Origin of the sequence: Brevibacillus sp. 7WMA2 (genome assembly GCF_010748895.1) — a bacterium.
Lineage (GTDB): Bacteria > Bacillota > Bacilli > Brevibacillales > Brevibacillaceae > Brevibacillus_B > Brevibacillus_B halotolerans.
Genome location: NZ_CP048799.1, coordinates 882482 through 907853, shown reverse-complemented (window position 1 = coordinate 907853; position 25372 = coordinate 882482). Strand labels below are relative to the sequence as shown.

Below are 25372 nucleotides of genomic sequence, written 5' to 3'. Positions count from 1 at the left end.
TATCCTGATTGTCACTGCTTGTCCAACGTCTAATGCCGACATCCTCATCATGGAGAATACGTTCATTTATGTTGAAAAGGAGCATTAGTAATGTCTGTCTGCTAATCTTCCAAGCCGCTTTTACTTCATGCTTGTGTATCATCCCTGAAAAAGTTGGATAAGATTACCGCATGTATCATGAAACACAGCAATGGATGTCCCTTCTATATCTACAGGCTTACTCTTAAACACTACACCCAGTTTTAGCAGTCTTTCATACTCTTTGTGAATATCGTCAACAGCAAACGTCATTAAAGGAATTCCTGCCTCAAACATTTCTTTTTGAAATGTTTTCGCAGCGGGATGCCCCAGTGGTTCCAAAAGCAATTCAATTTCTTCCGGGCCTTCCGGCGAAACAACCGTTATCCATTTAAAATCTCCTACTGGAAAGTCGCTTTTTTTCACAAAGCCTAAAACCTCTGTATAAAATGAAAGAGCTCTATCCTGATCGTTGACAAATATACTTGTTAGTTTAATTTTCATTGAAATTCCCTTTCTTCTAAGATAAATTCAAGCTGAACACAGAGAATATACCAAAATGGAACGAATTTGTGCATTTATCCATCTATATTATTGATCAAACTTTCACTTCCATTCCAACTCCTTAAAAAGACCGATTGCCCTTTCCGCTTCCCTAATTTTTGCACAAGTATTTAGATATAGCCTTAGCTACATATATAATTAAATACAACTCCTTCCCCATAAGCAAAGAATGTATGTAAAAAGTCCTGAATTTAATATAGTCGTATTGACAATATAAAAATAACTATATAAAATAACCTCAAGAACACGTAGAAAGGAGCTTCACACTTTGCAAATTCCTCCAAAGGAAAAGCCAGTCTATCGATCTCCTGATGGCTTACCTACCGACATTTGTATATTTACGATTACATCGGAGCCTAGAAAAGATACCAAGCACAAATCCCTTCCCGATCGTAAGCTAAAAATATTGCTGATTCAGCGTGATCCACAAAGCGATCGCTTTCCAGGGTATTGGGCTTTTCCTGGTGGTTTTCTCAATGAACACGAAACACTTGATCAATGTGCTGAACGTGAGCTGCGTGAGGAAACACACATCTTAAATGAGAAGGTACATATTAAGCAGCTAAAAGCCTACTATACTCCAGGCCGTGATCCGGGGGGATGGATTCCAACCGTTGCCTATTATGCCCTTGTTAATGAGCAGGCATTGACTGGATTTAAGGCTGATGACGATGCTGTAGATGCGCGTTTGTTCACGGTTAGGGAAGCAATGTCCATGAATTTGGCGTTTGATCACAACGAAATCTTAAAGGATGCTCTACAAAAAATCCAAGAGATTATGGTTCAGACTAATATCGCGAAAGAATTTCTACCCGAAGAGTTTACCTTATCTGAGTTGCTTCAAGTCATTGAGACAGTCGTACCTGATTTTAAAGTAGATCGCTCTAACTTTAGCAGACGCTTGGTGTCTACCATAAATAGAAAAGGGATTATTGAAGAAGTCAGAGATGCGGAAGGTTCTGCTAAATACTCGAATAAATACTCACAAAATCCAGCCAAATTATATAAATTTACTGACTACGTGCCATTTGTGAGCATCTATTAATCCTTCTTTTTTTACTCATTTATATAGTCATATTAACTATGTTAAATCAAACAATTAAAATGGAGGTATATATTTATGAGTCAAAAAGCTATCCTGATCATCGATTACACGAATGATTTCGTTGCAACCAATGGCGCTTTGACATGCGGAGAGCCTGCCCAAAAAATCGAAAAGCGGATTGTTCATCTTACCAATCACTTTCTTCAGAATGGTGAATTTGTGGTAATAGCTGTAGATGCACACAAAGAAATTGATCCATTTCATCCTGAATCGAAGCTCTATCCGCCCCACAATATCATCGGAAGTGAAGGACGCCAATTATATGGCGAACTACATAGCCTCTATAAACAAAAGGAAGCGTCCATTTATTGGATGGATAAAACAAGATACAGTGCATTTGAAGGAACTGACTTAGCACTACAACTGCATACGCGCGGTATTCGCCAAATTCATCTTGTCGGCACATGCACGGATATATGTATTCTCCATACGGCCGTATCTGCTTGGTATCTTGGCTTCGAGGTGATTATTCATGAGGATGCAGTTGCAAGTTTCAACCCTGTAGGACACGATTGGGCATTACAGCATTTTAAAAACCAAATGGGAATACAGGTTGTTAATCATTATTGACTAATTATGTATGCTTTTCACTCAAGAATATATAACGAGGGGACTGGCCGAAAATGACAAAAACAATCTTTGATATTGTTGATCCGAAAATATATCGCTATATTCATATGTGCCTCTTCTGTAAACAACCTGCTTTTAGAATGACGTCTGAAGAAACTCCCTGCCCTCTTTGCGGAAAACAAGAATTTGAAATCCTTCCCTTTTATGATCCCTCCAGAGATTACGGTCTTGATGTGGATGAATATGCGATTACGATGATGTATGCTTTATACAAAAAAAATCTACACCGCACGATAGTTGTCTTTGATGATTTTTATCGTAAAGCTCCTTTTGTTAAGCCAAGCAGTGATTTTACTGGTGAGCTAGGGGGATACGTTGCTTTTGGGGGACTCGACCAGTTAATTGATATTGTAGAGAATTTATACTTTAATGAAAGTGACATTGAATATCTGCGGTCCAAGGGCATGTATGAGGAAGCTTTCCTGTCAGAACTTCGCTCACTACGTTTTACCGGGAGCTTGCAAGCAATGAAAGAAGGTCAAATCGTCTTTCCAAACACTCCTTACATACGAATGATTGCCCCTATCATGGAGTGTATCTGGATCGAAGCACAATTGCTTAATACAGTGAACAGTGAATCCCTGCTCATGACAAAAGCGTCTCGAATTGTGACAGCAGCAGATGGGCAAAGTGTAATTGAAATGGGAAAAAGACGTGCTCAGGGACGTGACGCATCCGTACAGGGAGCTAGATCAGCCTATATCGCTGGATTTGACTACACCTCTAATCTGAAAGCTGGGAAAAAATATGGTGTTCCTACTACAGGTACACATGCTCATTTATTTGTTCAATTTTTCCCAAATGAACTAGATGCCTTTCTCGCCTTTGCTGAGGTTTTTCCCGCTAAAAGTATTCTTCTTGTCGATACCTTTGATGTTTTAGGTTCAGGTATTCCCAATGCCATTAAAGTGGCTAAACGGATGGAGGAACATGGGCAGAAGCTTACTGGCATTCGTTTAGATAGTGGCGATTTAGCCTTCTTATCTAAACGAGCTCGAAAAATCCTAGATCATGCAGGTTTTCCCTATGTAAAAATTGCCGCTTCCAGTGACCTAGATGAGCACACGATTACCTCTCTGAAGCATCAAGGAGCTAAAATTGATATTTGGGGCATTGGAACCAAATTTATCACTGCCTATGATACTCCTGCCCTAGGTGGTGTACACAAAATTGTTGCAAGAAGAACCGAAAAGGACTGGGTGGCTCTAATTAAAGTCTCTGAAAATATAGACAAGATTATTAATCCTGGTTGTAAAAAAACCTATCGGATATACGATCAGGATGGTATGGCAAAAGGTGATTATATTTGCCTTGAGCATGAGAATATTCAAGGCCTCAAGGAGATTCAACTGAAGCATCCAGTGCATCCATTAAAAATGAAGCGTGTAAGCCATTTTACAACAGTCGAGCTATTAGTTCCTATCTTTGAAGAAGGAAAGCTGGTTTATGATAAACCATCCCTGGAAGAAATCAAGCAGTTCCATCAAGCCCAAAAGAATACATTCTGGGAGGAATATCTTCGCTTAGACAATCCAGAGGTATATCCCGTTACTTTATCTGATGAATTACGGGAGCTGAAAGATAAAATGATTAACGAAATACGCGAGCTTGCTCTCATAGAATCTTAAAGGAGGAACCCTTCATGCGATATGGTATTTACGGAAGTAGCTTTGATCCTATTACCTATTCACATCTTTTTACAGCTGCTGCTGTGGCAAAACGTAAACGTCTGGACAAAGTGTTTTTTATTCCCTGCTCTTCCCTGCGTAGAGATAAGATACTTCAGACTGAAGATCACCACCGCTTACATATGCTTCAGCTTGCTTTAGAAACGTGCAAAAACAAGAAAAATCGTTTTGGGGAACCTTTATTTGAAATCTCTACCGTTGAAATGAACGCGTTACCCGGTGAAACATATACCTTTGACACAATGAATCATTTCAAAAATCTGTATCCGCAAGATGAAATCTTTTTTATCATGGGAGCAGATCTTTTAGAAGGCATATCCTCCTGGGGGAATGCTGAAAAATTGGTGAAAAACAACAAGTTTATTGTCATGGCAAGAGAAGGCTATCATTCTGATGATTTAATCGCTAAGGACCCCTTGTTACGCAATAATGATGAAAATTTCCTGACGATGTCAAAAGGAATCAGTATGGGAATTAGCTCTAGCTACATTCGCGGTGAGCTTCGCAATGATGGTGAAGCTAGTTTTCTCCTGCCTGAGGAGGTTTTGGATTACATCAAGGAACATCAATTATATGTGAGTGAGGTCCGTTGAGATGGCAAAACAAACAGAAATGATCAAAAAGCTACATGTTCATGTAGATGCACAGCCCAAACGTGAATTTCGTGACAGGGTAGATTTTTTAAAGCAATACCTTCTTATATCTGGAGCTAATGGATACATTGTGGGAGTAAGCGGCGGAATTGATTCTACCTTAACGGGTATCATGGCCCGGGTTGCTTGCGATGAGCTTACGCATGCGACGGATAAACGATATCAATTCGCGGCTGTTCGTCTTCCCTACGGAACTCAAATAGATGAAGCTGACGCCCAGAAGGCACTTCAATTCATCAAGCCTCATCAAAATATGCTGGTTAATATCAAGCCGGCCGTTGATACTTCTCTTGAACAGCTTAAACAATCAACGGGGATTGAACTGTCAGATTTTCACAAGGGTAATGCAAAGGCAAGAGAACGCATGAAGGTTCAATATGATATAGCCGGTCACTTAGGACTATTAGTTCTTGGGACTGATCAGGCAGTCGAGGCAACTACCGGATTTTTCACTAAATATGGAGATGGAGGCGCTGACGTTGTCCCCCTTTCCGGTCTGACCAAGGGGCAAGTAAGACAAATTCTGCAGTATCTAGGAGTACCTGAAATTTTATATTTGAAAGTTCCTACAGCCGATCTTGAAGATGACCATCCTCAATTACCTGATGAAACCGCCCTTGGCTTTTCTTACGATGATTTAGATAACTATTTAACCCTGAAGCCTGTATCTGCTGAAATCGTGGAAAAAATCGAAGAAAAGTATGATAAAACCGAGCACAAGCGCCGCTTGCCAGTAACTCCATTCGATGACTGGTGGAAGTAAAAAGTCCCCTCCAAGTAGAGTGTACCACCCTCCGTCAGGTGGGAGAGCTTTTTACACTGTCTACTCGAAGGGGATAATATCATGCTTTTTCGGAGAGGCAGCTTTTTCAATCCATACATTTTCAATCTGAGCCTGCTCTCCTTATCAAGGAATTATACACCCAGCACTTGTTTGGCCATCTGCTTGTACTCTTCTAGCCCTGATTTTTCGGCAAATTCAGCAATGGCAACAGGATAACTAGCAGCTAGTTCAATAACATGATCAGCCATATTCGGCCAAACGTTTCCACCTGCTTGCTCATAGTGATAGATTAATCTTTGCAGAGCTTCTTCTCCAAAAGTCCGATAATGAGCCACAAAATCATGGGCAGGATCAGTTACCCTTGCCTCTGTCCAATCAATCAAGCCTGTTACTCGTGATGCTTCATCAACTAGGATATGTCCCGCATGCAGATCCCCATGAATGAGTACCGTTTTCGTGGGCCAAAGCGTATCATTTGCAAGCCAATTTTGCCAGCGATTCCAGAGATCATTACTTACTCCAAATGTCATTTTGATTTTATCCATCCTCGCTCTCATCGAAGCCCTTGCTTCTTCAGCAGTCTCCAGTTCTATCCCAGCCTCTCTGCAAGTGTTCGGATTAATCCGATGTAGGGAGGCGATTGCAAGGGCAAGCGTTTCATGAAAGACATCTGGTACATTTTTTTCGTCAATTTCCCAAATATATGCCTTTGCTTCTGGATCAATCGTTCCTGCTGGTACACCTTTTAACAACTGATAGGCAATCAGCTCTTCTGAGTAAATTCTCCAAATCGGTACTTGTACCGACACTCGCGATTCTATCAGGGGTAGAATCTGTCTCTCTTTTTTTGCCGAGGGTAGAACGTCTATTCGTCTTGGATACCGTAACACCCATTGTACTCCATTCAGATCGCGCACCATAACAACCTGAAAATCTATTCCAGAATCATCTCTCTTTAACGAATCCTCTTTTAGTAGCAGTCCATGCTTTTTCGCATCCGCCAGAATTTGTTCGTCTGTTTTTATCATCATATGCTACACGTCCTTTATTTTAGTATTTTTACACCCGAAACTGTGTCAAAACAAAATACACAGGCATTGCTACCTGTGCTTGAGTAACGGGAAAAGAACACCAAAAATAAGTCGGGTGCCATTTACGTTGTTCGTGTGAGACGGCGCGATACAAGAGAACATGTAAATACTTGGTGCAAGCCTACTCTTTACTAGCTATCAGGGTAGTAAAACAGCGTGCTTCTATCCCAAAATGATGATCTTACCATTACACGCGTCTCTTGGCTTACATAAATTTACGATACAAAAAAAGACAGACAGCGAATGTCCATCCCTTTTTTATATCGTTCTCATAGAGTTTTCTTATAAAAAGGCAGACTAATCCCGATTACTCTACACACAGGCAGAGCCTTTGATCACTATTAAATTAGTGGGACAAAGTAGTAAATCGGAATCTTATGTATGCCATGAGAAAACCCTCCGTTCAATAAATTTGTTTCAGAATACCATAAGTCTTAAAAAAAATACAATTTTTTCTTGCTTATACCGCTTTGTCAGCGCCTTTCACATTTAGTTGTTTTTTTGCAATTCCGAAAAGCCCTAATGAATAACGAAGCTTAGGTAGCTTCATAAAATGATCATTCACTATCTCTTGCAATAAAAAGCAGGCTTCCTGTTCCTATGATGCTTGCTCCAGCCGCACATGGACTGGATGAGTTGTAATCACTTCTCCATCATAATATAGTTCTGCTTTATATGTTCCTTCCAAGCTAAGTACCGTAGACATTTTTAACGATGTTTCCATTTCAGAGGATTGCTCATCCTTGCGTTCATGATACATTGTGATGGGACTCGAAATCCCAACATCTTTTCCATTCCGATCTTTGATTTTCAATTGAAGCTCAAAGGTTGCCTGATCAGGTAATTCTTTCAGAGCGATAAACATCTGAAAAGTATACACGCAGGGCAATGCTGGAATCGTGATGTCATGAAGGATTTGCCCTATGTCGTGTTTTTTATGTTCCTTGCTAAATTCGATGTTATCTACTACTACCAATTGACTATGCATGAAAGACAAACACCTCGCTTGTAATTTTAATACGTATGAAAGCGTACAATCGATATTTTCTTGAAAACCTCCTGGTAAGTAAGAAAAGCAGGAAAAGCTGAAATCCCTAAATCATCAGACACGATCCCCTGTTCATCAACCCGTAGCTTCGTATGTTCATTGATTTGGCGAGAAAACACCCTTGCTTTCCATTCAGGCGCCTTATAGATGATATAGATCTGATAATCAGGGAAGCGGTGGCTGATTTCCGCAAGATATTCAGCATTGCTAGGATCTGTATAAGATAGAAAGAGAAAAATACTCTTGTCATGCAGATCCGTAATCTCCTTACTGCCAGAAACATAGATTTGAAGATACCTTTTATAATAGAAGGCTTTGGTTATCTTCATTCCGATGATCAAAACAAGTATGATGCCCCCAACACTTAACACGAAACCCATCATGGCACCATCATCCTCATTTTCTTTCTCAGTTTAGATAAAATGGTCAATTCCTTGTAAATCGGTATGAAAAACGCTGCTACAATGAGACACGGCATGATCTGCTCAGGGGGATTTGGTATTGCCTCTAGCTGGTTAGCTATCCAAAAACCTCCGCTCGCTCCAAGCAATAACAAGCAATTTCGCAGGATGGCAAGTTTTATGTTTGTCTTTTTGGTACTACCCCCAAAACAGCTACAGGCAAAGCTTTTTTTCTGCTTACTTGCTCGTATGAAAAGTCCGGTAAAAAAAATCATCAGCAAGCCAGTTAGGATAAAAGCCGCATGTAAAAAAGCAAGCTGGGCAAAACAAATCGCTAAGACAAATTCCATAAGAATAACCAGATAGGAGCTGAGCATCACATATTTTCTCGATATAACATCAAAGTGTACAATCGATTGTCTGAATTCAAACATTGAAAAGCACTTTGTAATAGCGGAAACAAAGAACATGAACGCAAAACCATACGGAAGTAAGAGCAGATATGACATCATTGGAGTGTTACACTTTCTAGAATTTTATGAAAATCTTCTGCCTTGTAGATATCTCCTTTGCTAATAATCACACCCTTTGAATCAGTAAGAAGGAGGAACGGGTGATAGCTAACCTTAAAGATTTCGTTCATTTCCTGATGTTTCAGTTGAATCACGGGGAAATTCCATTCAAAATAATCTGCCATTTCTGCGTGATCCTCGATTTCTCCATCCGAAAAAAGATAAAGCTGCATATCCTGACTCTGACTTATCGATCCAAGGTGAGGTAATAAATCGATACAATAGGAGCAAAAGACGGAGACGAAAACTAAAGCAGCCCCTTTAGGCAAAAATTTCAGCTCTAGTTGTGATGAATCCCAATTTATGAAGTGAATGTGTGGAATGGGTGTACCTATTTCTAAACCGGTATCACGAACTAGTTTTTTTGACATGGTATTATGACCCCCTATTTTCGTAGACTAATTCTGAATTGTACCACTCGCTTTGACGTTCCCAGGTTCGATAGTATTCACCCTTTGCATTCATTAATTGCTGGTGAGTTCCTTGCTCGATAATACTTCCTTGCCTCATATAATAGATGCGATCTACCTTTTTCCCGATTCCAATTCGATGAGAAATGATGAAGAGTGTCTTATCCTTCGCTAGCTCTAGGATATCGTCAAATACCTTCACTTCACTGTTTGGATCTAATGCTGAAGTGGGTTCATCTAAAACCATCAGATCCAGATTGCGATATAATAATCTAGCAAGTGCGATTCTTTGCCATTGACCACCGGATAGGTCTACCGAATCCTCATGAATGTCTCCAAGCTTGGTAGACAAACCGTTTTTTAACCGATAAAAATCTTGTATATTCAGATGTTCAAGCAAATGATACAGCTCCTGATCATCTTTCCTTTCATTTCCCAAGCAGATATTATCCTGAATCGTTACCTTATATTTCATAAAATCCTGAAAGATTGCCCCACAGCTTTTCCATAAACCTGCAACATCTAATTGCTTTTGCTCCACACCATCATAAAAAATCGTATTATCCGGTGCCTGATATAAGCCTAGCAATAGCTTGATCAGCGTAGATTTTCCTGCTGCATTATCCCCAATAATAGCAATCTTCTCCCCTTTTTTTATCGAGAGATTGATCTTATGAAGTGCGGCTTCCTCCCTATTCGGATAGGTGAAGGTTAAATCGATTACCTCTATCCCCTGCTTTAGCTGAAAATCTGTTATCGCTGCTTGGTTTTCCCTCTTGCTCGGAGTAATCAAATCTAATTTCTGATACTCATCTACATAGCGCAGGTTTTCTAATAGATTTTTGCACTGGAGAAATAAAGACAGGATATTTCGTTCAGCCAACGAGGCAGCCAAAGATATTGCAACGAAATCTCCGATAGTCATCCTCTTCTCTACCACAAGGAAGACCATCATCACCATAATCATTAATCTGCTGCATACAGTTAACAAATTACTTATAAATTCTGGTCTTACATTTAATTTCGTGATTTCTATATTCATGTTCATGATGTTTGTTTTTGCATCGAGCCATTTTTCTTTAAAAAAGGAGAAAGCCTGAAATAAGAGAAACTCTTTTTGTGCCTCTTTTCGAACTAGCAGATCGCGAAAATATGTAGATAGGTTATGGGCCCGCGCCATTTGTAAATTCATAGAAACCAGCGGATCGATAACCTTAAACACAAATACACTTTTTACAAGGGAAAACCCAATAATAATAGCACCGATAAGCCAATACCCACTTACCAGCACATAAATGGAAATTCCCCCTGTCAGTAATGCTTTTACACATTGTATTCCGGATTGAAAGGTAGCTTGTATTTTCATCAGTCCAAGCGACCATACCTGTATCTTTCCTAAAAAGCTGGGATGCTCACGCTCTAGCAATTGCATACCTGCTAGCTTGTCAAATAAGATTTGTTCCCTGTAAATTCCAAATTGTTCATCACATTTCGTATTATAGAATCGCAAGAAAAGTTCAAACGTCTCCTGAAGCAGTTCAAGGAACAGCATTATTCCAATTCCAAGTAGTGCAAGATAGATTTGTGAACTGACAAGATTATCGATTGTATATTTATTCGCAACAATAATAGCGTTTGATTGTAGAGCAAGAATAATACTTAAGGAGCAGACCAAAAGCATATAGGTTTTGTTAAAATTCCAGATGATTTTACATGCATACAGAAATAATTGTTGTCTGTGTCGCATCTTTTGAAAAAATCCCAAATGCTCTCGGTTGCTCGAGCTATGTACAGAACCCTTGCCATTTAGGCTCATTTTTAAATATTCTCCAAGGAGTAATAGACATCCAGAAACGGTTCCATTCTCATCTCAAGTGACTCCACTTCATTGCGAAAACTACCGCAAGTGATAATTTGGCCTACACGATTCATAGCAATCATAGTGGGAACCAACTCTATAAATAATTTTTCCCCTATCTCTTTTAGATCCGTTAACTCGATCGGAATAGAGATTCCATACTCTTCTTTTATCTGCTCTTTATATTCCTCTGATCCATATAAGAAAATCAGATGATTAAACTTATTATATTTATCAGCGAATTCTTTTATCGCATCATATTTACAAAAATTGCATGTTTCACTCATGATGTAAATAACGGTTCCGCAAGCCTCTTTACGAACCCATGTAAAATCTATGGCCGGTCCATCTTTCATTACATTCATTTCTTCCGGAAAATAAGTCCCGATCTTTTCCAAAAAACGATTGGGGTTTTTGAAAAATTTTTTATGATTATCTGTTTCCATTCTTTTATCCTCTCCTTTACATAAAGGACTAGGAACACTCTATATGAATATAGAGTGTTCCTTTTCTTCCCTTATTAATGTGTAGAACCTAGCAGCTGCTACCCCACTCTGTTCTGCAATATACTTGAGTACCGTTCATGCAAATTGCATAAACATGTCTATACATTTTATTCTCCAAACCGTGACACTGGTAATCTGTATGCGTCCAACCTGAGATCGCATCTGGACATTGGCAAGCCATACTCTTCATCCTCCATTCAAATGTTTGAATTTTTTGAATTTAATTCATTTTGTTTTGTGGTACAGACTTCATACTCTATTCCATGGAAAAAGCGCACTAGAGATATAAAGACCTGCGAACCACTTCGAAAAATTACCAGTAATGAATACTGAGGTAAAACTATCAGGTGATTCAAAGTGGTAACTTTTACATTTTTATTATATTATATCCAATTTCATTTAAAATCACCTTCAGGGGGGATTTTTCTACTGTAGTTATACAAATCTTCTAACTAAGTCCACTCTATTATTTACTCCAACCTTATTGTATATATTTTTTACATGGGTTCGAACCGTCTCTACCGATATAAAATGATGTTTCGAAATATCTTTAATTGAAATATTTTCAAGAAGACTATGGACAATCTCGCATTCTTTCTTGGTTAACTGAAAATCTTTACATTTTTTCTCCAGTTCCTGCTCTTTGTGAGAAGTACTTACATTGTTTAATTGCCATTCTACTGTTTTTATGATGTAGCAAAAAATATTCACTATGTAGGAGATATGCTCTTCTGATTGATAGTTTAAGCTAATATATCCCTTTTTTGTATTATTAATAAAGATCGGACTTCCAAGACTGATCCATCCTGGCAGTTCATTTGGAAACATTTCATTTCCATAGCAAATTGCGGGATTTCTTGTAGAACTTGCCTCTTGGATCGTTTCCATTGAGAACGCTATCATTTTCTTCTTAAAAGAGTCATCCAGCTCCTCATTCATCGTCTTTCCATCTGAGCACATGAAATCTATGCTGTTCGCATCCTTGTTGGTAACAATGAAGAAATGAGGATTATGAAAAAAAGGCTGAACAAAGTGAATTTCTTCTTTAAGATACGCTAGCAAATGGTTAATTGTCACTATCGGTATCTCTGTGTGCTGTTGCAACGATAACACCTCACTAATATTTATGTTTTAATAAAACCTAACATATATTGTAAATTAAAACAAAAATATATAACAGATGTCGACTGAAAATTATATTTTTTCAAAAATTAAACATTTTTATTACACGCATAAAATTGTATTTAAGTTATCAACTAAATGTAGGATATCCAGTCGTACAATTCCGCTACCCTTGCTATATATCATTACTTTCACGAATTCCTAAAAATAAAAAAACCTTTTTGTTGCATGTCTATCCAAAGAGAGAAGACAACAAAAGGTGAGGTTACTATCTTATCATTCTTTGTATAGGTGCCGATATCTATAAATTTATCTAATTTGTATGTAAACTTTTTCTTCATGGGCTTCTCCTTTCATGGACGTATCCCTACCACCAAAAAAAGGAACCGTCCAGGTCCCTTTGGATGTCAGGCTACTTCTCGTCTTCCTCCTCTTCAAGTAAATCCTCTTCAGTAATAAATACGATCTGTACCGCTATTACTTTTCCTTCAGCATTTTTCGCGATAAATGCCTCATAGCCACCGTCGCCAAATCCTGAGCTAGATACGACACCACCATTAATCACTCCAGCTTGGAGTTCACTCAATGTCTGGTCGCAACAGGAAGAATACCATCTTTGCTCAGGCATGAATTTCGTTTCTCCAATTACAGACTCATCCACTCGATAGATTTGACGCTCAAAGATTCCCGCTTGACCACTGTCTACTCCTACAATAAAGTTACATACTTCCCAATTCGTCACCTGTTCAAGGTCAATTGACGCGTGATAAGCACATACTAAGGCACATCGCTCTCCCCAATCTCCTGTGTCTATTCGATCAATGACGCCAATCCACGTACCTACTACCGCTTCCTCTACAACTCCTGAAATGCCTTGTTCATAATTATAGCAAGGATCTGATACCACTAATGCCCCAGATGCAACTTGAAATGTCCCTAGATTAATCATTCCTCGTTTCCTCCTCAAAGTGATCAACATATACTAGTAAAAAAGAAGAGATTCCCAAACAGGTTGAGAAAAAAATGATACGATCAGCATAAAAATGAATTCAGATTTCCTGTTATTCATTATACAGGTTCTTTTTTCTTACAACATGAACCATTCGGTATATTTCAGCCTTTCTTAACATAGTGACAAGATACTTGAAACAGCCCCAGCTTCCAACAGCTAGTAGTAATAAAATCCCACCAAACATTACTGCATTAAAAAAACTAGATAGCAGTGATACCTGACCAAACTTCCAAAGGCTTATATGTATGTCAATCCCCGCTATATACAGCACTCCGCCAATCACTGAGACAAAGCAGCAAATGTACATTCCTAAAGAGAAGACAGCAAGTACTGGCACTGCAACCAGACCCACTACACCTCTGCATAAATAATGAAAGGTCATAAAACCCACTAATTGTTATGTAGCAAAAAGAAACCAAGCGCCCTTATTCGTGAGACGCCTGGTTGATAGTCATTTCTATTCTGCTATCAATTCTTTTTTGTTCTATTCTACACACACTTTGCTACACGTAGGACAAATTCTTCTAAATACTTCTCGTCTGTTTCGTCAAAACGATCTGTAATCGGGCTATCGATATCGAGTACCCCAAAGATTTCTTCCCCTTTAAAAATAGGAATAACAATTTCAGAGCGAGATGCCGCATCGCAAGCAATATGGCCAGGGTAAGCGTGGACATCTGCTACTCTCATCGTGCATCGTTTCGAAACTGCTGCTCCGCACACACCCCTCCCTGTTGGAATACGTGTGCAAGCCGGCAGTCCTTGGAATGGACCAAGAGTTAGTGAATCTTGCTCCTTGTCATATAGGTAGAACCCTACCCAGTTTACTTCCGTCAAAAATTGATTTAATAAAGCAGTTGCATTACTCAGATTAGCGAGCACATTGGGTTCCCCATCTACTAATGCATCTAGCTGTTTTATAAGAAGCTCATAATTCTCTTGTTTATTGCCTGTATATCCCTCTGCTTGAAACATGGATGCGGTCACCTCACGATTTTAATAGCGAAATGAGATTGTCAGTTAGTACTCTCTCTTTTTCCTATTATAACGCTTTATCCTCCCATTAGAATTGAAATTGTATATCTTCTTACACTTTTATCTACTGATACACGATCTGCTTATCCCCAGCTATTATGATTAGCGAACCGGCTTTTATGAGTTTACCTTTGTGAGTGAAATCCTGCTTTGAAATGTTAGCCATAACCTTCAAATCAGCTCCGTAAGCTGTCATTTGAACTTGACGATCCGGGGACAAAATTTGATAGTCTGTCATTTGCGAGTAACTGCTTTTTCATTGCAGAATAAGTAGACCCTGACAGGAGAATGTCAGGGTCTTGTGTGTTCCTGCTATTGCAGAAAACGGGTGCTTCATTCAGATTGGAATGCTTCATCCAAATATCTGCGCTGCAATTCCGAATAATGTTTTGTTACGAGCAGGTAAATGATTTGCTTTTGTAATCATGATAGGTGGCTGATTCGCCTTTACAAACCCGCATGCTTCAAGATAAGACATAAACGACTCATTGTCTGAGGGTACGTCAATTCTTACCTTACCTGAATGTTGCTTAGCTAATTGATTCACTATTGCGAATGCTATATCAGCATTCGGAGCGACGATAGGGCCTACTATGAGATTAATGGGCCCAAGTATAGATAAACCATAGCCTACTACCTGACCGTCAGGACTTTTCACAAGCACTGCCTCTTTTGCCTGATTATATCTATGGCGAAGAAAAGCTCCTCTCTCTACACCAAAGGCATCTTTATCTATTTTTATGACCTGTGGGAAATCTTCTATATGCATCGGCTGTATATGAGCTACTATATTCCTACTTGAAGGGGTAAAACGATAGGTTGAACAAAGATATTTATGAACACAGTCTGTAGAATGAAAGCCCATCCTTTCATACATGGGTTTCCCATCCTCTGTAGCAATAAGCATAGCTGGCATATGATCAGGAATCGATTCTAAACATTTTTGTGTAGCTTTTCTTCCTAAGCCCAGTCCTCGATATTCCTGACTTACAATGACCATGCCAATAGAGGCTAGTTTCACTCCGTATGGAATAATGGCTGCACTTGAGACAATTCTCCCGTCTTTGTTTTTATGTCCATAGACGTTGCCAGATAACATAATGGTGTTGATTTCATTTTGGTCATAATCCCAACCTACCGAAGACGAGAGCTCTACTAATCCTGGAATATCAGACTCTTCAAATTTTGTTATCGGGGATATTACATTTTCTAGCCCATTCATAGGGTCAGTCACCTACTTTGCTTTATGATCAGTCAAATATGTATGCAACTTGGAACAAATTCGGCTAAAGGCTTCGATTTCTTCTTTTGAAAGTGCTTTTCCGATTAATTGAAGGATTTCCTTGCGTGAGTTTTCTGCTTTCCTGAGAAAATCCACTCCCGCTTCTGTCAAGACAATATGATAATACCGCCTATCTGCTTGACTGCGTTGTTGTTCAATCAATCCTTTCTGCAAAAGTTTTTTGGTTAATTTTGAGATACCTGATACCGTTATCCCTAGTGCACTTGCCAGTTCATTTGTTGTTTTTGGACCTTGAGTTTGGACAAGCTCTAAAACATTGTACTGAGCAGACGTAATTCCCTCGATATTAAATTTATTATGACGGCTTACTATTTCACATTGAAACGGAATAAAGCTGTCTTCCAATGAATTTGTCAAAAAAGCACCTTCCTTCAAAGCTCTATAAATATGGTTTGATAACAGAATTCGGATTGCCCTTCAGTTGTTGAGGAGTTCCTTGAGCGATTACGCGCCCCCCGTCTTCCCCACCGCCTGGCCCCATCTCAATAATCCAATCAGCCTGACGGATCAAGCTCAAATGATGTTCGATCACAACAACACTGTTTCCTCTATCGACCAATTCATGGAGAACCTGAATGAGTTTATCCGTATCTCTTTCATGTAATCCCACTGAAGGCTCGTCTAAAATATACAGTGTGTTTCGTCCAGCAGCAGTAGCTAGCTCCGAGGCCAATTTGATTCTTTGTGCCTCTCCACCAGACAAGGTATTCGCTGGTTGACCCAATTTTATATATCCTAAGCCAATTTTATCTAAGTAGACAAGCTTTTGTTTGATTTTATCCATCTTCGAAAATAAAGCTAGTGCTTGCTTGACAGTCATCTCTAATACATCAGCAATGTTATATCCATCTATTTTTACTTGCAGTACTTTTTCATTATAACGCTTTCCCTCACAAGTAGGACAAACCAGATAGCGTGGGGACATAAAATGCATTTGTAGCTTTATTTTTCCTGTGCCTTTACAGTGTTCGCATCTACCTCCTGCCACATTAAAGGAAAAATCAGATGCTGTCATTTTTATACCCTGTTTGTGTGCTGTTTCTTTATAAGCCTGACGAATATCATCGAACACCTTGGTATAGGTAGCCGCATTAGAACGTTCGATTCTGCCCATTGAGGATTGATCGACTACTACTATTCGATTGATTTTTTCTCTCCCTTCCATGTTACGATCCCACTTCTTTAGCAGCTCATTAAAGATTAACGTTGACTTTCCAGAGCCTGAAACACCGACAATAGCCGTCATCACATGTAATGGGATATGCACGTCCACATTCTTTAAATTATGGCTATTCGCTTGTTTGATTGGTAAGCCAGCCTGACATCTCCGCGTTGTTTGCCTGATCGCTTCTCTATTCTGTCTCAAACATTTACCTGTTACGGAGTTTCCTTTATTTTGTAACTCATCAGGTGTTCCTTGTACAACTAGAAAACCGCCTTCACTTCCCGCCTCAGTACCGATATCTACAACGTAATCTGCGTGCTTGACGAGCTCTAAATCATGCTCAATCACAATCACTGTATTGCCAAGATCACGGAGTAATTGCAAGGAGGTGATCAATTTATCGGTATCTTGCGGATGTAGTCCTGTAGTCGGCTCGTCCAGCACGCAGACCATGCCAGTTAAATTAGAGTTTAACAGAGCTGACAGTCGTAATCTCTGTGTCTCACCACCTGATAGCGTCGTAAAAGTTCGATCGAGAGATAAATATCCTAATCCAACTTTACAAAGACTCTCGACTCTCTCCTTCAGATCTGCCAAAATAGGACGAACGGCTTCATAATTGGAGATAGACAAATGATTTTTCAAAGCATCAATCCATTCGTTCAGCGTTTCGATTGATTTTGAAAAGAGCTGGTGGATAGGTGTGTTGTTCACTTTTACTTCTAGGCTAGCTTTCTTCAATCGAGTCCCTTGGCATTCGGGGCAGACTGCATGTTGTAGGAACGGCATGTACTCTTCTCTTTCAACGCTTTCATCTTGCTGTGATTCTTCAAAATAACGCCTCATCAGACTATTAACAGCACCCTCGTATTTTCCTTCTTTCATATCTTTAGGTGCTGGTTTATCTGGTTTCAAGGCTCTGATTCGCTCATCCTCCGTACCATAGAAAAGCAGTGTTTTCATGATCTCATCAAGCTCACCGATCGGAGTATGTAAATCCTCCTCTCGAAAAGGAATCTCATAGTAATTGGCCGCCCGGACAAGCAAAGGACCGAAATGCCAAACAAAGCCTTTCTTCCAAACCTTAATCCCGCCTTCTTTAATAGAAAGAGAAGCATCAAGAATCGTTTCAAAATTTGGTTCGACGATTTTCCCTAAGCCGAAGCATTTTGAACAAGCCCCTGCTAAGGTGTTAAAAGAAAAGTGGGCCATTGTAATATTTTCTACAGGCCTACGACAAAAAGGACAAGCATACACCTCCAAGACCTCATGACCGTTTTTAATTGTATGAACGGGAGACGAGCGCAAAATTGAATATTCTATTGTTTTGGCACAATGCGGACATGCCCTCTCTCCTATTGCTGTATACAGAAGCCGGAGGTATGTATAAATTTCACTGTAGGTTCCGACCGTTGACCGGGGATTTTTATTAAATTGCTGCTGACTCACACTAATAATGGGAGATAATCCATAAATTTCGTCATAATCAGGTCTCTGTACATGATCCGGTACTCTACCAGTTGCACCAATAAACTTTCGCTCTCCCTCCTGACACAAAATATCAAACAGTAAGGTAGATTTACCTGATCCAGATACACCTGTTACCACTGATAACTTATTTCTTGGAAATTTGACGCTAATATTCTTTAAATTATTTTGTCTGGCTCCCCGAATTTCAATCCAATCCCGTTTGTTGTTCATATGATCACCACACTTGAGTTAGTTAATAGTTGACACACTCAATTATATGGATCGAATTCCATGTTGTAAAGTCTCCTCACTGCTAGATAAACATGAAAACCCCTTACAGCCACATTGTTCGATATCCATAGAAAGGATATCAATGCTTACTGTAAGGGGTGCATAATTATAAATATAATTGCTTCTTACTGCTTTATAATCCTACTTATTTACCGATACGGTATATGGGATTACCTCATCTTCATATTTATAGACATATAGATAGTATAGACCAGGTTCGGCTGTATAAGTAGCGCTCATTCTTCCCTTGTCAAGCTCTACTGGATACGAAACGGGGTTCTTCAAATCATCCTCATGGTAGAGCAACCAGTTAATTCCCTCTTTTTTCGTATGCTTCAGAATAATTTCTAAATCACTCTCTTTTTTCAGTTCAAAACGGTAGACATCTGCATTGTCGTCCTCATCTAGTATTCCTTTAACAGGTTCACCTAGCGGCAATGGACCATTCGCATCTTCGAATCGATTGTTAGGCTCACTTTCTGCAAAATCCTTCGAGCCACCAGCCAGACTTACTTGATACTTGTAGGAAACGGGCTCCTGTGTTGTTAAATACACTTTAAGATAATATCGTCCTGGTTTTGCTTCAAGAGTCGTCATTAACTGATCGCCTTCGATTTGATTTGGATAGGCAATATAATTTTTCAGATCATCCTCGTGGAATAATTTCCACGCCACTCCTTGTCCATTCTTTACTTCTACTGAAACATCAATGTTATCAGTTTTTTTCACATCAAAATAGAATACATCATTTTGTTTCTTTTGGTTCAGCTCAGCCTTCAATTGTTTACCAAATGCTTCTAGCTTGCTGGCATTTTCGAAAGAATCATTAGAGTTATCTGACGGTTTATTCGCTTTTTCACTAATGGTTACTGTTGTCTTTTTGGTCACTTTTTGTTTAGCATCATCGGTTACCTGCAAGCTTATCTCGTAGGTTCCTGCTTCAGCATACACGTGTGTTGGATTCTCTTCTTGGCTTGTCTGACCATCGCCAAAATCCCATTGGTAAGACATAATCTTTCCGTCTTTATCGCGTGTTCCTTTGCTACTAAACGAAACCGACTCAGCTACAACTCCTGTATACGGACCATTTATTTCTACTTCAGGGGCTAGGTTCCCGCTATCGCTACCTTTTGGCAATTTGCCGTGGAACACTACATCATAGGAGAATCTTCCATCCTTCGTTATCTTATAATTCACAAAGTAAGCGGTTACGGTTTGATAACCATTCCATGACTTATTACTTAACTCTTTCAAGAAGTCATCTGTTACTTGATTCATTTTTTTCCAGTCTTGCTCTTCTCCTGCTGATCTGTCGCCAATATAGGTTCCGTGTAAGGTGAAGGTATTGAAAAATTCTGATTCGTGCTCTGCGGTCTCTATGTCACGCAAGCCTGTAACTTCAGAAATTTCCGCATAAATTTCTTCCTTCTGCTTTGGCTCCACATCCTTTAGATAATCATCCGATACCAGTGGCACATCCCAATCTTCATAATTTTGCACCAGCTCATCAATCGTCTGTTGATATGCGTCATTTACCCACTTGTCCCTACTCAACTGCTCAATATATCGATCAAATTGGGCCACGTCGTTTTTCATAATCGCATTATGAATGCGGTCCATCATTGGAAAATCGTTTTGGAACAAATGATACTGCATGGCAAATCCATAATTATAAAAATTCCAGGAACCATATTGAGCATGCAGGGTATCTGATACAGACATACGGCTAGCTCGATCATCATATCTTATGTTACCTACAACAGATTTGCGTGGATGAATGCCATCTGTTCTGGTAGCACCGGCAAAAAATTCTGCCCCACCTTCTTCAAACCAAGGCAAGCGTCCATTTTGATACATCTCTCCTCGACCGAATAATCCTGGAACCACATATCGACCTTGTAAGTAATGGGTAAACTCATGACGGAACAATTCCTCCAGTGAATAAATGCTTTGCTCTGGGGTTCTGTCATAGGTAAAGAATGTCCCATCCCCTTCAATGTAAATTCCACCATTTTCCGTTTCATAACCGTATAAAGATTTGTTCATTCTGTACTCATCAGGGCTATTGTAGATGACCACAGTTAGCACATCATCAGGATTACCCTTTTCTAGCTCCTGGTCATTACCTACGACACGGTGAAATTGAGCTTTTACTTCTTTCGCAGCCCAATAAAGTCGCTGTAGCTGTTCCTCCGTTAGCTGATCCCCTGTACGGAAGATAAATTTTCCTCCATCAAATTCATAGCGATTTGGCAGATATTCCTTTTTTCCTTCTTCTTTTAATTGCTTCAGATCAATTTGGTTACCATAGTAATCCTTTTCATCATAGTGATAAGAAATCTGCTCTGCTGCCACAAAATACAATTCGCTAAGCTTTGGATACAAATGCATTGCTTCCGTCAAAATTTTATTACCTTTCTCCGGGGTACTATGATAATGCCCTAAAGAACCGGTGTAATACAAACCGTTGCTCACTAGCCACGAAAGATCACTAGATGCCCGATCCTTGTGGGCGATGCGGAACATTTGTTCCAAGTAATTATCAATACTACCATTGAACGCTTTTTGATCCTCTGGTTCACGCACTTGCCACATGAGCACGTATCCAATTCCTTGAATTACAGAATAAAAGGAACTGCTCATCTCTCGATCTTTTCCATACTCATCAAAATGATCAATAAAGTCTGAAACTAGTCCAGTCATCTTTGTTATGATCTCAACATCTACCGTAGTGTTTGAGATAAGTTTCCCCGTAGCACCGATAACTTCCTGTTGTGTATTATTTCCCCATGCAAAATACTTGTTTGCCATGATGGCTTTAACAGCAGGTAGTACCTTTTCCTTATAATCTGACTGATCAAGGTATTTTAACTCTTTATGGTAGTAGCCCAGATAATAACCTGAACGTAAAACCTCTACCAATGTCGAAATTCCGCGTGCATCCTGATCAGTGAAGGATCTGCCACTGTCCTGAAGGGCATTGATAACGGCCTGGACACGATCGCGGTCTGAATAGAATTCAACTGAATCTGAATTAAATTTGAATAAATCAGGGATATTCTTCCATTCTATCTTACGTAGAACTTCTACTAGCTCGTCATAGCTAAGTCGATTTAAGTCCGACATACTGTACGTTTGTTGTTCAGCATGAGTTGCTTGAAGGGCTTGTCGCTTAGCTCGCTTGCTTTTTTTCTCTAGCTGGGAAAAAGTTTCAGTACGGAGCTCCTCTTCTCCCAGTGGAGTCACCTCAGCTCCGAGTACCCCTGCACCTGTTTTGAACTGAGGTAAAGGAGGCTGCTTACTTAGTGAAAATACGGATTTGTTTACTGTGTTTGTTGCTGCATTGGCAGGTGTAGGTAGCCATAATGCACCATTGGAGAGTAAAACTGCACTTGCCGTCATCATACTTAGCCACTTGTAATTCATTTTTTTAATCGACTCCTTTTTTAAATTGGAATTTTATTTCCATACAATAGTATCGGCTAAAAATCCAAAATTGGAAATATTCCCTAATGCCTATTTTTATCTAAATTGTGTCGAAATATAGAATATTGTTAACCAAATGATTGTTTTGTATAAAATGTTTATTGAAAATTCGAAAAATAAACTATATTTTATTTTTGATTTCTTGCTACCTATGTTAATAAAAAATTGCTCTCATATTCTTCAAGACACGATGACAATCCTATCGTTTTCAAATTGGATGAAAGACAACTTACTTTTAATGGAAACTACCCCTGCTACAACTCAATTTGGAAAACTATTTAAGAAAGTTTCGAGCCGCACTCCAATTGATTATTCATTTTTACACAAAAAAATAGCCTCCCTAACAGGACGCTACATGCTACTAATCGTTTGGATTTTTCAGTAAGGAGCAAATCCCTTCTGACTTACAAATACCTGATCAGTGGGAAAAACACGTGTAAATCGCTCATACACCAATTGATAGGCAGAGGGATGATACCATTCGACTGCATTTAGCTTATGATAGAACGAGTCGATCCCCAGATTCCTAGTTCGTCTTCCTCCACTACCGTCCCCCATAAAATAATCATCAATACAGATGCGATCAACTAGCGTTCGTAGCTTATCAGGGAATTCTTCACTGCTGGGCAATAGTGGAGCGATGGTTGCCTGGGTGGGTACACCTGCATCTGCTAAACGCTGAAGTGCCTCTAATCTGGCAGGAATAGGCGGTGCATGAGGTGTAAAATGCTTCCGGATATCCTCTCGATCCGTCTCTATGGTCATGCTTACTCGAACCTTCTTCTCCAAGCGTAATAATAAATCAATGTCTCGACTAACAAGAGGACTACGGGTCTGGATAAATAAAAAATCAGGAGGGTTCTCCAGCATGACCTCCAAAAGAGATCTTGTCACCTTTTCCTTATGTTCAATTGGTTGGTAAGGATCTGTGCTTGATGACATGAATATTGTTACCTTCCCTTTGCTTTTTTCCCTTCTGAGCTCCTTACGTAATACATTTGCCGCTTCCCGTTTGATGTCCACCCAGGTTCCCCACTCCTCCCTACGAAAAATCGATACAGGCATTTGTCGTACATAGCAATAGGAACATCCAAAGGAACAACCCGTATAAGGATTCAACGAATGAGTGTAATCGGAAAGAAAGCCTGTCCCTTTATTTAGCAGTGTTTTGGGATATTTATAAAAAAACTCACTCTTCATCTCAGTCGCACCTTTGCTGCATATTCGTTTGTTTTAGGTATATTTGTCAGGCGTAGATCACTTTGCATCATGAAAAATAATACCAAGCGTATATCTTGTACCAGAAGTAATCGTGCTGACACCATGCTTTATCTTGGTCCTATAATACCCGCGTGAACCTAGTACAGGCCGATTGTTAGTAGGAAAAATGAGTCCTGATCCTTGTTCTAAGGTTATCACATGCCCTCGGCTTTGCGCCCTTGGCCGTTGTTCCAGCAACAAAAACTCACCGCCTGTATAATCTATCTCTTTTTGAGAGAGGGCGAATACTACTTGAAATGGAAAGTAGACATCTCCATACAAGTCCTGATGCAGACAATTATACCCTCCAGCTTCGTATTTAAGGAGTAAGGGTGTTGATCTTGTCTGCCCCTGCTGATGGCATTCCGTAAGAAATTCTGAGAGCAAAGGTGGGTAACATGCCTCATCATCAAGCTGCTTCAGCCATCGGTTAGCCGTTTTAGCCAATTCAGGATAGAAGCCTTCACGAAGCTGTTGCAACATAGTAGGAAGGGGAGCTTGATAATATTTATACTCCCCGATGCCGAATCGAAATCTAGCCATATCAATCGTGTTCCGAAAATACTCTTCTTTTTCATACGTGTTTATTATTTCGTTACATTCCTTCTTCGTTAAGAATGCTGGAATTGTAGCATAGCCCTGCTCATCCATCGTCTGTTGCACTGTATTCCAATCTATGGTGGCACTCCGTTCTGAGAGGCAATCAGGCATATAGCTTACTCCCCTCTACCAAACTATTTTCATTTTCGAAGCGCAGAAGCTTGGTTTTCATTTCCAATCCACCCCGGTAGCCCGTTAGTGAACCATTTTTCCCAATCACCCGATGGCAGGGAACCGTAATTAAAACGGGATTAGCACCAATTGCTGTTCCAACAGCACGTACCGCATTTGGTTTTTGTATTTGAAGCGCAATATCAGAGTAGGAACGGGTTTGCCCATATGGTATTTCACAAAGAGCATTCCACACCGCGAGCTGAAATGGAGTACCATATAAATCAAAGTCGATAGAGAAGTCTTTACGTGTGCCTTGAAAATACGCAACCAATTCTGCTGCATAGCCTTGTAATTTTTCATGATCCTGCACCAATTCACCTTTCGGAAACCGATTCCTTACCCAATTTTCCAATTCCTCAAAAGGATGATTTTGCGAACCTACATAACAAAGTCCCGCCGCTGTAGCAGCAATATATAGGTTCCAATCCGAATGAACCAGCCTTGAATAATAAATGATCTGTTTACTTTTTGCTGTCACTATGCAACACCTCCATGTCTTGTGTATTCTTAGTTAACTGACGAAATTTTTTAGGCGTCTGTCCTGTTGTTTTCTTAAACAAAGTGATGAAGTACGGTGTGTTGGGCATCCCCACAGTCATTGCGATGTCGGTAATCGTCATATCAGATTGAATGAGATAATCCATGGCTTTCTTTATTCTCGTCTGTTGAATATATTCAATTGGGGTCATTCCCTTAATGCGTTTAAAAGTTCGATGCATATGATAAGGACTTCCATGGCATATATCTGCTAAAAGCTCTAGCGTTAATTCTTCACTGTAATTTTTTTTGATATAATCCGTAATCTGTGCCACCCATTCAACATCAGGCAAACGTTGTCCTGTTGGCTTGCATCGCTTACAAGGTCGGAAATTTTCTGACAGCGCCTCTTCTGCGCTACAAAATATTCGAACATTTTCCTTTTTAGGCTCTCTAGACCTGCAAGAAGGTCTGCAAAAGATACCTGTAGTTTTCACCGCATAAAAAAATGTATCATTGTACGATGCATCGTTAGTAATGATTGCTTGCCACTTTTCATCGGTTAGATAATTATTCTTCTCTCCTTGCCTTTGGATATCTCTCATCTGGTTCACCTCCATCCACAGTATACCCTCCAGAACGAACCTAT

The 25372-nt window shown here is 39.6% G+C and carries 26 protein-coding genes; 5 read left to right on the top strand and 21 right to left on the bottom strand.

What is annotated here, in order from left to right:
* Positions 1 to 138: 138 nt before the first annotated feature.
* The gene (locus GOP56_RS03880) at positions 139 to 522 is read right to left on the bottom strand and encodes a VOC family protein (RefSeq protein ID WP_163244563.1); all 384 of its coding nucleotides are present in this window, start codon (positions 520 to 522) and stop codon (positions 139 to 141) included.
* A gap of 328 nt (positions 523 to 850) precedes the next feature.
* Between GOP56_RS03880 and GOP56_RS03875 the strand changes: the two genes are divergently transcribed.
* From GOP56_RS03875 to nadE, 5 genes are all read left to right on the top strand, one after another.
* Positions 851 to 1627 carry an NUDIX hydrolase gene (locus GOP56_RS03875; protein WP_163244562.1) on the top strand — a complete coding sequence of 259 codons (777 nt, stop codon included), beginning with the start codon at positions 851 to 853 and terminating at the stop codon, positions 1625 to 1627.
* Positions 1628 to 1702: 75 nt separating this feature from the next.
* Complete coding sequence (locus tag GOP56_RS03870; RefSeq protein WP_163244561.1) at positions 1703 to 2257, top strand: cysteine hydrolase family protein; 555 nt, start codon at positions 1703 to 1705, stop codon at positions 2255 to 2257.
* A gap of 53 nt (positions 2258 to 2310) precedes the next feature.
* Positions 2311 to 3945 (top strand): nicotinate phosphoribosyltransferase, encoded by a 1635-nt coding sequence (locus tag GOP56_RS03865; protein ID WP_121474164.1) that lies wholly within the window; start codon positions 2311 to 2313, stop codon positions 3943 to 3945.
* 14 nt (positions 3946 to 3959) lie between these two features.
* Entirely contained in the window at positions 3960 to 4598 is a 639-nt protein-coding gene (nadD, locus tag GOP56_RS03860; RefSeq protein ID WP_003337402.1) for a nicotinate (nicotinamide) nucleotide adenylyltransferase, read from the top strand.
* 1 nt (position 4599) lies between these two features.
* Positions 4600 to 5421, top strand: a complete 822-nt coding sequence (gene nadE, locus GOP56_RS03855) for an NAD(+) synthase (RefSeq protein WP_163244560.1) — start codon at positions 4600 to 4602, stop codon at positions 5419 to 5421.
* Positions 5422 to 5573: 152 nt separating this feature from the next.
* Here the strand turns inward: nadE and GOP56_RS03850 are convergent, their stop codons facing one another.
* The 20 genes from GOP56_RS03850 to GOP56_RS03760 form a co-directional block, all read right to left on the bottom strand.
* Positions 5574 to 6470, bottom strand: a complete 897-nt coding sequence (locus tag GOP56_RS03850; protein ID WP_174250701.1) for a macrolide 2'-phosphotransferase — start codon at positions 6468 to 6470, stop codon at positions 5574 to 5576.
* Positions 6471 to 7131: 661 nt separating this feature from the next.
* Complete coding sequence (locus GOP56_RS03845; protein ID WP_003337398.1) at positions 7132 to 7521, bottom strand: DUF6941 family protein; 390 nt, start codon at positions 7519 to 7521, stop codon at positions 7132 to 7134.
* A gap of 26 nt (positions 7522 to 7547) precedes the next feature.
* Positions 7548 to 7964, bottom strand: a complete 417-nt coding sequence (locus tag GOP56_RS03840) for a hypothetical protein (RefSeq protein ID WP_163244558.1) — start codon at positions 7962 to 7964, stop codon at positions 7548 to 7550.
* Positions 7961 to 8452: a MauE/DoxX family redox-associated membrane protein gene (locus tag GOP56_RS03835; protein WP_163246796.1), complete on the bottom strand. Its 492-nt coding sequence runs from the start codon at positions 8450 to 8452 to the stop codon at positions 7961 to 7963. The genes GOP56_RS03840 and GOP56_RS03835 overlap by 4 nt, the downstream gene beginning before the upstream one ends.
* A gap of 38 nt (positions 8453 to 8490) precedes the next feature.
* Positions 8491 to 8925: a peroxiredoxin family protein gene (locus GOP56_RS03830; RefSeq protein ID WP_163244557.1), complete on the bottom strand. Its 435-nt coding sequence runs from the start codon at positions 8923 to 8925 to the stop codon at positions 8491 to 8493.
* 4 nt (positions 8926 to 8929) lie between these two features.
* Positions 8930 to 10711: an ATP-binding cassette domain-containing protein gene (locus GOP56_RS03825; RefSeq protein ID WP_163244556.1), complete on the bottom strand. Its 1782-nt coding sequence runs from the start codon at positions 10709 to 10711 to the stop codon at positions 8930 to 8932.
* Positions 10712 to 10782: 71 nt separating this feature from the next.
* Positions 10783 to 11268, bottom strand: coding sequence for a hypothetical protein (locus GOP56_RS03820; RefSeq protein ID WP_163244555.1), 486 nt, complete (start codon positions 11266 to 11268; stop codon positions 10783 to 10785).
* 88 nt (positions 11269 to 11356) lie between these two features.
* The gene (locus tag GOP56_RS24300; protein ID WP_158332768.1) at positions 11357 to 11509 is read right to left on the bottom strand and encodes a laterosporulin family class IId bacteriocin; all 153 of its coding nucleotides are present in this window, start codon (positions 11507 to 11509) and stop codon (positions 11357 to 11359) included.
* A 254-nt stretch (positions 11510 to 11763) separates the two neighbouring features.
* A complete protein-coding gene (locus tag GOP56_RS03810) occupies positions 11764 to 12441 on the bottom strand; it encodes a helix-turn-helix transcriptional regulator (RefSeq protein ID WP_254068593.1) in 678 nt (225 codons plus the stop codon).
* A gap of 421 nt (positions 12442 to 12862) precedes the next feature.
* Positions 12863 to 13399, bottom strand: coding sequence for a DUF4241 domain-containing protein (locus GOP56_RS03805; RefSeq protein ID WP_163244553.1), 537 nt, complete (start codon positions 13397 to 13399; stop codon positions 12863 to 12865).
* Between the two features lie 552 nt (positions 13400 to 13951).
* Entirely contained in the window at positions 13952 to 14437 is a 486-nt protein-coding gene (locus GOP56_RS03800; protein WP_163244552.1) for a GAF domain-containing protein, read from the bottom strand.
* Between the two features lie 124 nt (positions 14438 to 14561).
* Positions 14562 to 14735 carry a hypothetical protein gene (locus tag GOP56_RS23285; RefSeq protein WP_174250654.1) on the bottom strand — a complete coding sequence of 58 codons (174 nt, stop codon included), beginning with the start codon at positions 14733 to 14735 and terminating at the stop codon, positions 14562 to 14564.
* 114 nt (positions 14736 to 14849) lie between these two features.
* Positions 14850 to 15719: a GNAT family N-acetyltransferase gene (locus GOP56_RS03795; protein ID WP_163244551.1), complete on the bottom strand. Its 870-nt coding sequence runs from the start codon at positions 15717 to 15719 to the stop codon at positions 14850 to 14852.
* Between the two features lie 12 nt (positions 15720 to 15731).
* Positions 15732 to 16157, bottom strand: a complete 426-nt coding sequence (locus GOP56_RS03790) for a MarR family winged helix-turn-helix transcriptional regulator (protein ID WP_121474153.1) — start codon at positions 16155 to 16157, stop codon at positions 15732 to 15734.
* Between the two features lie 22 nt (positions 16158 to 16179).
* Positions 16180 to 18666: an ATP-binding cassette domain-containing protein gene (locus GOP56_RS03785; RefSeq protein WP_163244550.1), complete on the bottom strand. Its 2487-nt coding sequence runs from the start codon at positions 18664 to 18666 to the stop codon at positions 16180 to 16182.
* 201 nt (positions 18667 to 18867) lie between these two features.
* Positions 18868 to 22152 carry a collagenase gene (locus GOP56_RS03780; RefSeq protein ID WP_163244549.1) on the bottom strand — a complete coding sequence of 1095 codons (3285 nt, stop codon included), beginning with the start codon at positions 22150 to 22152 and terminating at the stop codon, positions 18868 to 18870.
* A gap of 438 nt (positions 22153 to 22590) precedes the next feature.
* Positions 22591 to 23412: an SPL family radical SAM protein gene (locus GOP56_RS03775; protein ID WP_163244548.1), complete on the bottom strand. Its 822-nt coding sequence runs from the start codon at positions 23410 to 23412 to the stop codon at positions 22591 to 22593.
* Between the two features lie 57 nt (positions 23413 to 23469).
* Entirely contained in the window at positions 23470 to 24183 is a 714-nt protein-coding gene (locus GOP56_RS03770) for a 2OG-Fe(II) oxygenase (protein WP_163244547.1), read from the bottom strand.
* The gene (locus GOP56_RS03765; protein ID WP_163244546.1) at positions 24176 to 24724 is read right to left on the bottom strand and encodes a methylated-DNA--[protein]-cysteine S-methyltransferase; all 549 of its coding nucleotides are present in this window, start codon (positions 24722 to 24724) and stop codon (positions 24176 to 24178) included. Before GOP56_RS03765 ends, GOP56_RS03770 begins: the two co-directional genes overlap by 8 nt.
* On the bottom strand, positions 24708 to 25328 hold the full coding sequence (locus tag GOP56_RS03760; protein ID WP_121474850.1) for a bifunctional transcriptional activator/DNA repair enzyme AdaA: 621 nt from the start codon (positions 25326 to 25328) through the stop codon (positions 24708 to 24710). Before GOP56_RS03760 ends, GOP56_RS03765 begins: the two co-directional genes overlap by 17 nt.
* Positions 25329 to 25372 lie beyond the last annotated feature (44 nt).

Coding starts and splice junctions, on each gene's coding strand:
- GOP56_RS03880 (WP_163244563.1), bottom strand. CDS start 522: ATGAAAATTAAACTAACAAGTATATTTGTCAACGATCAGGATAGAGCT.
- GOP56_RS03870 (WP_163244561.1), top strand. CDS start 1,703: ATGAGTCAAAAAGCTATCCTGATCATCGATTACACGAATGATTTCGTT.
- GOP56_RS03865 (WP_121474164.1), top strand. CDS start 2,311: ATGACAAAAACAATCTTTGATATTGTTGATCCGAAAATATATCGCTAT.
- nadD (WP_003337402.1), top strand. CDS start 3,960: ATGCGATATGGTATTTACGGAAGTAGCTTTGATCCTATTACCTATTCA.
- nadE (WP_163244560.1), top strand. CDS start 4,600: ATGGCAAAACAAACAGAAATGATCAAAAAGCTACATGTTCATGTAGAT.
- GOP56_RS03850 (WP_174250701.1), bottom strand. CDS start 6,470: ATGATAAAAACAGACGAACAAATTCTGGCGGATGCGAAAAAGCATGGA.
- GOP56_RS03845 (WP_003337398.1), bottom strand. CDS start 7,521: ATGCATAGTCAATTGGTAGTAGTAGATAACATCGAATTTAGCAAGGAA.
- GOP56_RS03840 (WP_163244558.1), bottom strand. CDS start 7,964: ATGATGGGTTTCGTGTTAAGTGTTGGGGGCATCATACTTGTTTTGATC.
- GOP56_RS03835 (WP_163246796.1), bottom strand. CDS start 8,452: ATGTTCTTTGTTTCCGCTATTACAAAGTGCTTTTCAATGTTTGAATTC.
- GOP56_RS03830 (WP_163244557.1), bottom strand. CDS start 8,925: ATGTCAAAAAAACTAGTTCGTGATACCGGTTTAGAAATAGGTACACCC.
- GOP56_RS03825 (WP_163244556.1), bottom strand. CDS start 10,711: ATGCGACACAGACAACAATTATTTCTGTATGCATGTAAAATCATCTGG.
- GOP56_RS03820 (WP_163244555.1), bottom strand. CDS start 11,268: ATGGAAACAGATAATCATAAAAAATTTTTCAAAAACCCCAATCGTTTT.
- GOP56_RS24300 (WP_158332768.1), bottom strand. CDS start 11,509: ATGGCTTGCCAATGTCCAGATGCGATCTCAGGTTGGACGCATACAGAT.
- GOP56_RS03805 (WP_163244553.1), bottom strand. CDS start 13,399: ATGATTAATCTAGGGACATTTCAAGTTGCATCTGGGGCATTAGTGGTA.
- GOP56_RS03800 (WP_163244552.1), bottom strand. CDS start 14,437: ATGTTTCAAGCAGAGGGATATACAGGCAATAAACAAGAGAATTATGAG.
- GOP56_RS23285 (WP_174250654.1), bottom strand. CDS start 14,735: ATGACAGACTATCAAATTTTGTCCCCGGATCGTCAAGTTCAAATGACA.
- GOP56_RS03795 (WP_163244551.1), bottom strand. CDS start 15,719: ATGAATGGGCTAGAAAATGTAATATCCCCGATAACAAAATTTGAAGAG.
- GOP56_RS03785 (WP_163244550.1), bottom strand. CDS start 18,666: ATGAACAACAAACGGGATTGGATTGAAATTCGGGGAGCCAGACAAAAT.
- GOP56_RS03780 (WP_163244549.1), bottom strand. CDS start 22,152: ATGAATTACAAGTGGCTAAGTATGATGACGGCAAGTGCAGTTTTACTC.
- GOP56_RS03775 (WP_163244548.1), bottom strand. CDS start 23,412: ATGAAGAGTGAGTTTTTTTATAAATATCCCAAAACACTGCTAAATAAA.
- GOP56_RS03770 (WP_163244547.1), bottom strand. CDS start 24,183: ATGCCTGATTGCCTCTCAGAACGGAGTGCCACCATAGATTGGAATACA.
- GOP56_RS03760 (WP_121474850.1), bottom strand. CDS start 25,328: ATGAGAGATATCCAAAGGCAAGGAGAGAAGAATAATTATCTAACCGAT.